7 protein-coding genes and 1 pseudogene are annotated in these 6,800 nt (G+C 46.9%); 2 read left to right on the top strand and 6 right to left on the bottom strand.

Features of this window, described 5'->3' with window-relative positions:
• Positions 1–60: 60 nt before the first annotated feature.
• Together RMO27_RS14445 and RMO27_RS14440 are read right to left on the bottom strand one after the other, a co-directional pair.
• Entirely contained in the window at positions 61–1,491 is a 1,431-nt protein-coding gene (locus RMO27_RS14445) for a phosphoglucomutase/phosphomannomutase family protein (RefSeq protein WP_309733689.1), read from the bottom strand.
• Between the two features lie 169 nt (positions 1,492–1,660).
• Entirely contained in the window at positions 1,661–1,972 is a 312-nt protein-coding gene (locus tag RMO27_RS14440) for a hypothetical protein (protein WP_309733687.1), read from the bottom strand.
• A 187-nt stretch (positions 1,973–2,159) separates the two neighbouring features.
• Here RMO27_RS14440 and RMO27_RS14435 point away from each other — a divergent pair, with 187 nt between their 5' ends.
• Positions 2,160–2,660, top strand: coding sequence for a hypothetical protein (locus tag RMO27_RS14435; protein WP_309733685.1), 501 nt, complete (start codon positions 2,160–2,162; stop codon positions 2,658–2,660).
• A 7-nt stretch (positions 2,661–2,667) separates the two neighbouring features.
• On the opposite strand, the gene RMO27_RS14430 is transcribed toward RMO27_RS14435, so the two are convergent.
• The 4 genes from RMO27_RS14430 to RMO27_RS14415 form a co-directional block, all read right to left on the bottom strand.
• A complete protein-coding gene (locus RMO27_RS14430; RefSeq protein WP_309733683.1) occupies positions 2,668–2,883 on the bottom strand; it encodes a hypothetical protein in 216 nt (71 codons plus the stop codon).
• A 101-nt stretch (positions 2,884–2,984) separates the two neighbouring features.
• Entirely contained in the window at positions 2,985–4,109 is a 1,125-nt protein-coding gene (locus RMO27_RS14425; protein WP_309733681.1) for an aldo/keto reductase, read from the bottom strand.
• Positions 4,110–4,491: 382 nt separating this feature from the next.
• A complete protein-coding gene (locus RMO27_RS14420; RefSeq protein WP_309733679.1) occupies positions 4,492–5,280 on the bottom strand; it encodes an ABC transporter ATP-binding protein in 789 nt (262 codons plus the stop codon).
• An 84-nt stretch (positions 5,281–5,364) separates the two neighbouring features.
• On the bottom strand, positions 5,365–6,438 hold the full coding sequence (locus RMO27_RS14415) for a branched-chain amino acid ABC transporter permease (RefSeq protein WP_309733676.1): 1,074 nt from the start codon (positions 6,436–6,438) through the stop codon (positions 5,365–5,367).
• Positions 6,439–6,446: 8 nt separating this feature from the next.
• Between RMO27_RS14415 and RMO27_RS14410 the strand changes: the two are divergent.
• Positions 6,447–6,800 (top strand): annotated as a pseudogene (locus RMO27_RS14410) (hypothetical protein); the annotation flags it as partial.

The following is a 6,800-nucleotide window of genomic DNA, read 5'->3' as shown; positions in this document are numbered from 1 at the left end:
TCATCAGTGGCAATCCACCACTGCCGGTAATTTTGACTAATCCAACGATCGCTCATTTTTTCATGATACTGACTTTGCCCAATCCTGCGCCCAGGCAAGCGTTTCATGCACTTGTTCGATCGTTGCAGCTTCGCAATAAAGTCTTAGCACTGGTTCGGTACCGCTAAATCTAATCAATAGCCACCGATCGTCAGCTAAGTTAAATTTGTACCCGTCTGCTAAATTGCGGCCGCATACTTCTATATTAGCAATTTTATCGAATGATTTCTGCTCTAATTGCGCCATCAATCGCGATCGCACCTCCATGTTTGCGAGGTGTAAATCGACGCGATCGTATTTGAAATCGTAGTTAGTTTTGATTTCGAGTTGACGATACAAATCACCCAAATCTTGCTGAGATTTGGCAATTGTTTCGAGCAGATATAGTGCTGAGAGCAGGGCATCGCGTTCGGGGATATGATTGCCATAACCGATCCCGCCCGACTCTTCGCCACCGATCAGGACTGGCGTATCTAACATCCGATCGGCGATATACTTATAGCCGATCGGCGTTTCATAGATCGGCAGATCGTACAGCTTTGCCATGCGCGGCACGAGATTGGAAGTACTCACTGTCTTAATAATTTCGCCAGTAAAGCCCCGCTGCTCGACCAAATGCTGGATCAGAATCGGAATCAAAATCTGCGAACTCAGAAACTCACCAGAGCCATCGACCGCCGCTATTCGATCGCAGTCGCCATCAAATACTAAGCCAACCCTGACCCCAGGTTTGCTACGATGGCTGCGAATCGTCCGCATTAGTTGGGAGAGATATTTGGGCAAAGGTTCGGGTGCGCCGCCGCCAAATAGCGGATCGGTTTTGCTATTGAGTTCGGTAATCGGCAACCCTAATAATCGGCCTAAACCTGTACTCGCCGCACCATTCATCACATCGGCAAATACGGATAGCTTACCTGATGCGATCGCTTGTTGGATGCTGGCCAGATCGACTTTGCCCCGTAATTCCTGACAGTAGCTCGCCCACGGATCGAAAGTCGTCAGGGTGCCTGGTTGAGTTGGGGGCAAAGCTTGCCCCAATCTCGCTTCGATCTGTTGGGTCATTTCCGGCGGTACCGACCCACCAAAGTTACCCTTGACCTTCAAACCCAAATAGTCACCAGGATTGTGACTGGCGGTAATGACCAGGGCACCGAGGGCATTTTGACTGTGGGCAGCCCAACTAAATGCTGGCGTTGGTGCAAAGGTATCGCTGAGGATCACCTCGAACCCAGCTTGTTGCACCGCCTCGGCCATCTGTTTGGCAAAAGTTTCGGCCATAAACCGCCGATCGAATCCGACAATAATCTTGCGATTGCCAGTCTTGGCACTATAAGTATCCGCTAACACCGCCGCCGCTAACGGTGCCACCATCAATAGTCGATCGAATGTAAATTCTGCGCCAATGACGCCGCGCCAACCATCAGTCCCAAATTTAATTGCGTTCGCACTCATCAACTCACACCGCTAGCAACTTCATTATTTTACAGATGAGCACGATCGTTTCAACGTCTGAATACCGAATTAACCAGAACCGGCACCGATTGATCGATTAAAAAAATAACAGGGATCGATCGATCCCTGCTAAGAAGATTAAAACTGAACTAATTGACTAGATCTAGATCTAAGCCTCATCCGTTGTTGTCGCTTCAGCCGCAACATCTTCAGTTGCCGTCTCTTCACTGACTTCTGGCTCGGCTTCCTTAATTACGGGTGGTTTGGCCTTGCTGGGCTTAGGGCCTCTCATCAAGGCGAGATTTTCTGGTGCTCTCGGTTCGTCTCTTTTGTTTGAGTCTCTGCGGCCACCTTTGTCTGCACCGCGACTCTCACGATTCTCACTGCTCTTCTTCTTGGGGGATTCGGAAGATTTGGGGTTGCCGTCGCTCTCAACAGGAGGATTTTGACGATCGGCTTTTTTGATTGGACGGTCTACCATTGTTTGGTTTTGAATTACTATTTGTATTTTAGCTGGTGAGGGCGCGATCTCGCTGACTTTGTCCACACGAACCTAACTGCCATCTACTTTACAATACTTCTCACGCCCTCGCGCTCCGATCTCGGTCTTTTACATTACTTTGCAAAAAGTTGCTTTTTCGTCGTGCTGTTCTCTATACTAACCTTCCATGCAGGACACACTAGAACGCATCGAATCGATCAAGGCTGGCAGTCTCGGCGGGATTGCCGCAGGTACTGTGTATAGTGCCACGATCTTTATCGATCGATTCATGCTGCATGAATACTCGAAATCTTTGCTGAGTCTAGGTTTTGAGTTCACGATCGCGATCGTCTGTGGGTTTTTGTTCGGTGTCACCTATCGTTATATCATCCGTACCGATCTCAACGATCATCTCAATGATGGAGCGATGTTAGCTTTTGGTTTGGTGCGCGGTTTAGCCCAAGTAGATGTGAGTGACTTCGTGCTGTCACAAGTTTGGGTAGATGTCTTAATTATCGGCAAGAGTGTGGTGATGTTTGCGATCGCGCGGTATGCGATCGATTATGCTCTCAAAGCCAATTGGATTTTACCTTTTACACAAGCAAGTCAACAAGAAATAACTAATCACGATTCGATGCTACTCGATCGAGAACTTGCAACAACATTTCCACACGGATTAAATAAATAGATCGATTCTATGGTGATTTTTTTTGGTTGTTGGGTTGGGTGTCACCACTATCTATATTTAGAAAGATTTTGCTGTAGTAGCGCGACCGTCTGCAGCGAACGAAACCCAAAATTTTCGCTGCTATTTCAATCAATTGCTCAATCTTACATTCTGCACCATCATAGCCGCTTCTGTATGAATGTTTTTCGAGCTGGTCTTCAAGAAAATGTTCCTTAAAGAACATTTTGAAAAAGATTAGGATATGTCAATAGCAGCAAGATTGAGAGCTAATTTTTTAGATTGAATCGGCAATTTTTGCTCGATATGTTTGCGATCACATGACTTTTATTCCCACAATCGCCGCCCCTGACGAGTATGTAATTTCTCATGGGCATCAGTCAATAACTGCGGAATCTGCAATTCCTGCGGACAACGGGGTAAGCAATCTCCACACTCATTACAACGATTGGCTTTCATCCCTGGAAACCAATGTCCGGCATTTTCAAACATCTGATAGCGATATTGTCCGTAATCGGTCATTTCATAAGCTACGGCCAGATTTCGCAGCCGCAATACTTCGGGGATATTAATCTGGGCGGGACAGGGCAAGCATGCATAACATTGACTGCACAGATCGGTATTGAGGCTAGTTTGTAATTGCTGTTCTAATCGATCGATTATTTGGTTTTCTGCCGCTGTTAGCGGATAATTCGCATCGGCAACATCGAGTGAGGGATAGAGTTCGTCAGGATTGGCGGCACCGAGACTGAGGGTACTAATCCGATCGTCTGCTAATAGCCAGCGATAATTAAATGCTAACGGTGTTAATGGTGCGCACAATTTTTCTAAGTTCGGCGGTGGGGTGTAGAGTTTGCCGCCTTTGTCGGCAGGGGAGATGATAAATATGCCCATGTCATATTTGCTCGCCAACTCGATCGCGGGTGCCAATCGTTGGTAAAAGTAATAATAATGCAGGTTGATAAATTCAAATAAATTTGTCTTGATCGCGGCTAAAATCAGCTCTAAACTGCCGTGAGTAGAGAAACCGATATGTTTGACCTTGCCAGACTCGATCGCATCGGCAACAGCCACGTAGCAACCATTTTTGACCCAATCTAAATGTTCGGGCGTATTGATGCCGTGGATACCCACGCAGTCGATATAATCTACTTGCAACCGTGCTAGAGATTCATCGATCCACTGTGCCATCAACGCTCGATCGGGTGTCGGCGGCAACTTGGTTGTAATATATAGCTGCGATCGATCGACTGGTAATTCGCGCTGGAGTGCTAGCCCTAAATATGTCTCACTTTGGCCGTAGCCTCTAGCTGTCTCTAGATGGTTGATGCCCAGTTCGACGGCTGCACGCACGGTTTGATAAGCTATTTCGGGATTGCTCAAACAATGCATCGTCCCTAGGGAAAATGCAGAAATTAATAAATTAGTTCGACCAAAACGGCGGTAGTGCAATGGAAATACAGCGCAAAAAAATAGAGGAGCAACTCTTGAAGCGGCTCACGCAAGCCTTTGTTTCCCGACGGTTTGCGGATGCGCGCTCCGTCTGCGACACGCCTCTGCCGTTCGCGTAGCGTCTCGTTGGCGTAGCCTCTCGATAGAGAAGAGAGGGTTTAGCGCACCAAGCAGCGACCCAAATCACGCGGAGAGTGGAGGAGCATGTGTTTCAGTCAACACAGTGAGACAAGACATTGCTCCTCTATTTTACGCGATCGAAGATCGTCGATCCTCTAAATTTAATTGGTATTGCTGATTTGAGGTATGACTTGCTGTTTTTGGATCTCTTCTCTCCTCGCTCCCATATGGTGGTAGAGCAACTCCCAACTCCCAACTCAAATTAATCAATTCCCAAATAAGCCTCAATCACACGCGCATCATTTTGGACTTTAGTTGGTGTCCCATCGACGAGATTAGTGCCTTCAGCCAATACCCAGACTCGATCGCATAGTGTCATGATCACATCCATATTATGTTCGATAATCAAGAAAGTCAGACCATCTTTGCGCCAGTTGAGAATGTGACCGCAAATATCTTCAATCAAACGGGGATTAACACCCGCCGCCGGTTCGTCTAATAAAATCAACTGTGGATCTGCCATCAGTGCGCGACCGATTTCGAGGAGTTTGCGCTGTCCCCCGGATAGTCCGCCCGCATAGTCATTAGCTTTCTCGCTCAACCCTACAGAAGTCAAGATAGACATCGCTTTGTCTTTCAATTCCCGTTGCTGTGACTGGACGAGGCTTGGTTGCAAGAATACTTGCCAAATCTTCTCCCCCGCGCGATCTTTGGCTCCCAACAGCATATTTTCCAATACGGACATCCGCGATAATGCCTTAGCAACCTGAAATGTCCGCACCATCCCCAGTCTCGCAATCTGATGGGGTTGCATGGTATGAATTTCACGACCATTTAATTTAATTTGGCCGGAATCTGGCCGAATAAAATTGGACAAAAGATTGAAAAAAGTCGTCTTGCCAGCTCCATTGGGGCCGATTAAGCCAGTAATACTGCCAGTGGCAACTTCAATCCCAGCTTTTTGCACTGCCTTGACACCACCAAAGGTTTTGCACAATCCGGTGGCAGCCAGCAATGGTTGGGTTGACATCGGTACGTAATTGTTAGACATAGGGGTTAGGTTTTAGGTTTTAGGCTTATCTATTACAATCGCGGCAAAATTCATTAAACTATCAATTATTAATTATCAATTACATTACCTACCTAAAGTTAGTTCTTCTTTTTTACCCAAAATACCTTGAGGACGCAAGACCATAATTAACATCAAAACTAATCCGATAATCATCACGCGGAAGGCACCTTGTTGCGTTTCATCTAGATGCATCGCTCGAAAGATGGCCTTAAATGATTCATCGCGGGTAATTGAATTATAGCCCCAGAAAATAATCGCCCCGATGATAGTCCCGAGATTATTTCCCGAACCGCCAAGCATGACAATAATCCAGGCATTAAACGTAATTAATGGCTCGAAATTGTCAGGAAAAACTGTGCCATTCCAAGCATAAAAGGCTCCAGATACACCCGCGATCGCCCCACCGAGCATGAAGGCTTGAAGCTTGTACCAAAAGACGTTTTTACCTAGAGCTTTGGGGACTTCTTCATCTTCCCGAATCGCTTTTAAGATCCGTCCCCACGGCGAATTTACTAATTTTTCGAGGCCGATATATACGACTGTCAATGCTGTCAATGTCAGCAACATCAAGCCAGCACGCGGGTCGTAAGTATACAGTGATAACGCACCACAAATATATGCAGTCAGCACAAACGCGATCGCTACCGCACCACCGAGTAGCCGCGAAGTTTCCACCCGCATCCACAGCCATAATCGCCATAATGCTAACCCACAAATAGCTGTCAACCAAATAATTAAACCGATTCTCGCTGGATATTCCGGTTTAAAATTAAATGGCACTGGATAACCTTGCACCCCAAAGGTACCTTTCGTCAGCCAAGCTTCATTTTTGGCTACCAAGCGGACTAATTCCGATACGCCGATGGTGACAATCCCTAGATAATCTTCTCGCAGTCGCAATGTCGAAATCCCGATCAGCAGTCCCAGGAGTGCGGATAAACCAGCACCGATTAACACCGCGATCGGGATTGGTACGCCTTGCATGGACAGCAACACGGTAGAATAGGCACCGATCGCCATAAATGCGACATGCCCGAAGTTAATCAACCCTGTCACGCCCCACTGGAGATTTAATCCCAAACTAAACAGCGCATAGGTAGCAGCAGAAATCGTCAAGAAGACAAAATAAATGACCATCAGGCAGAATGTATGAATTATCGATCGGCGGTGAATATGCACAAAGGACGATCGTGGCGATCGTGTTAGCTGATGATACTTCTAACCGCGTCTCAATTGCCACTCTCTCTCAGATCCTTCCGCCTAAACATCCGATGCCATACGTGCTCATCATTCATGAAGTAGAAGACTACCCAGCCTGGAAGCAGATTTTTGATGCTGCTGCCGATCTCCGCCGCGACGCTGGCGAGCGCAACTATCAGAAATTCCTGGATGAAAGTGATCTACTGCTGTCCAGAGCCAGATTTTGTGTCTTGTGTGCGCCTTTCATTAGGAGGGAACCTCCCAATGACGCACCCGCTTTTTTTGACCAACAAATGTTT

Source organism: Chamaesiphon sp. OTE_75_metabat_556 (assembly GCF_031378165.1).
GTDB lineage: Bacteria > Cyanobacteriota > Cyanobacteriia > Cyanobacteriales > Chamaesiphonaceae > Chamaesiphon.
Note: the sequence above shows the minus strand (reverse complement) of the source record. Positions and strands in the feature narration are given on the sequence as shown.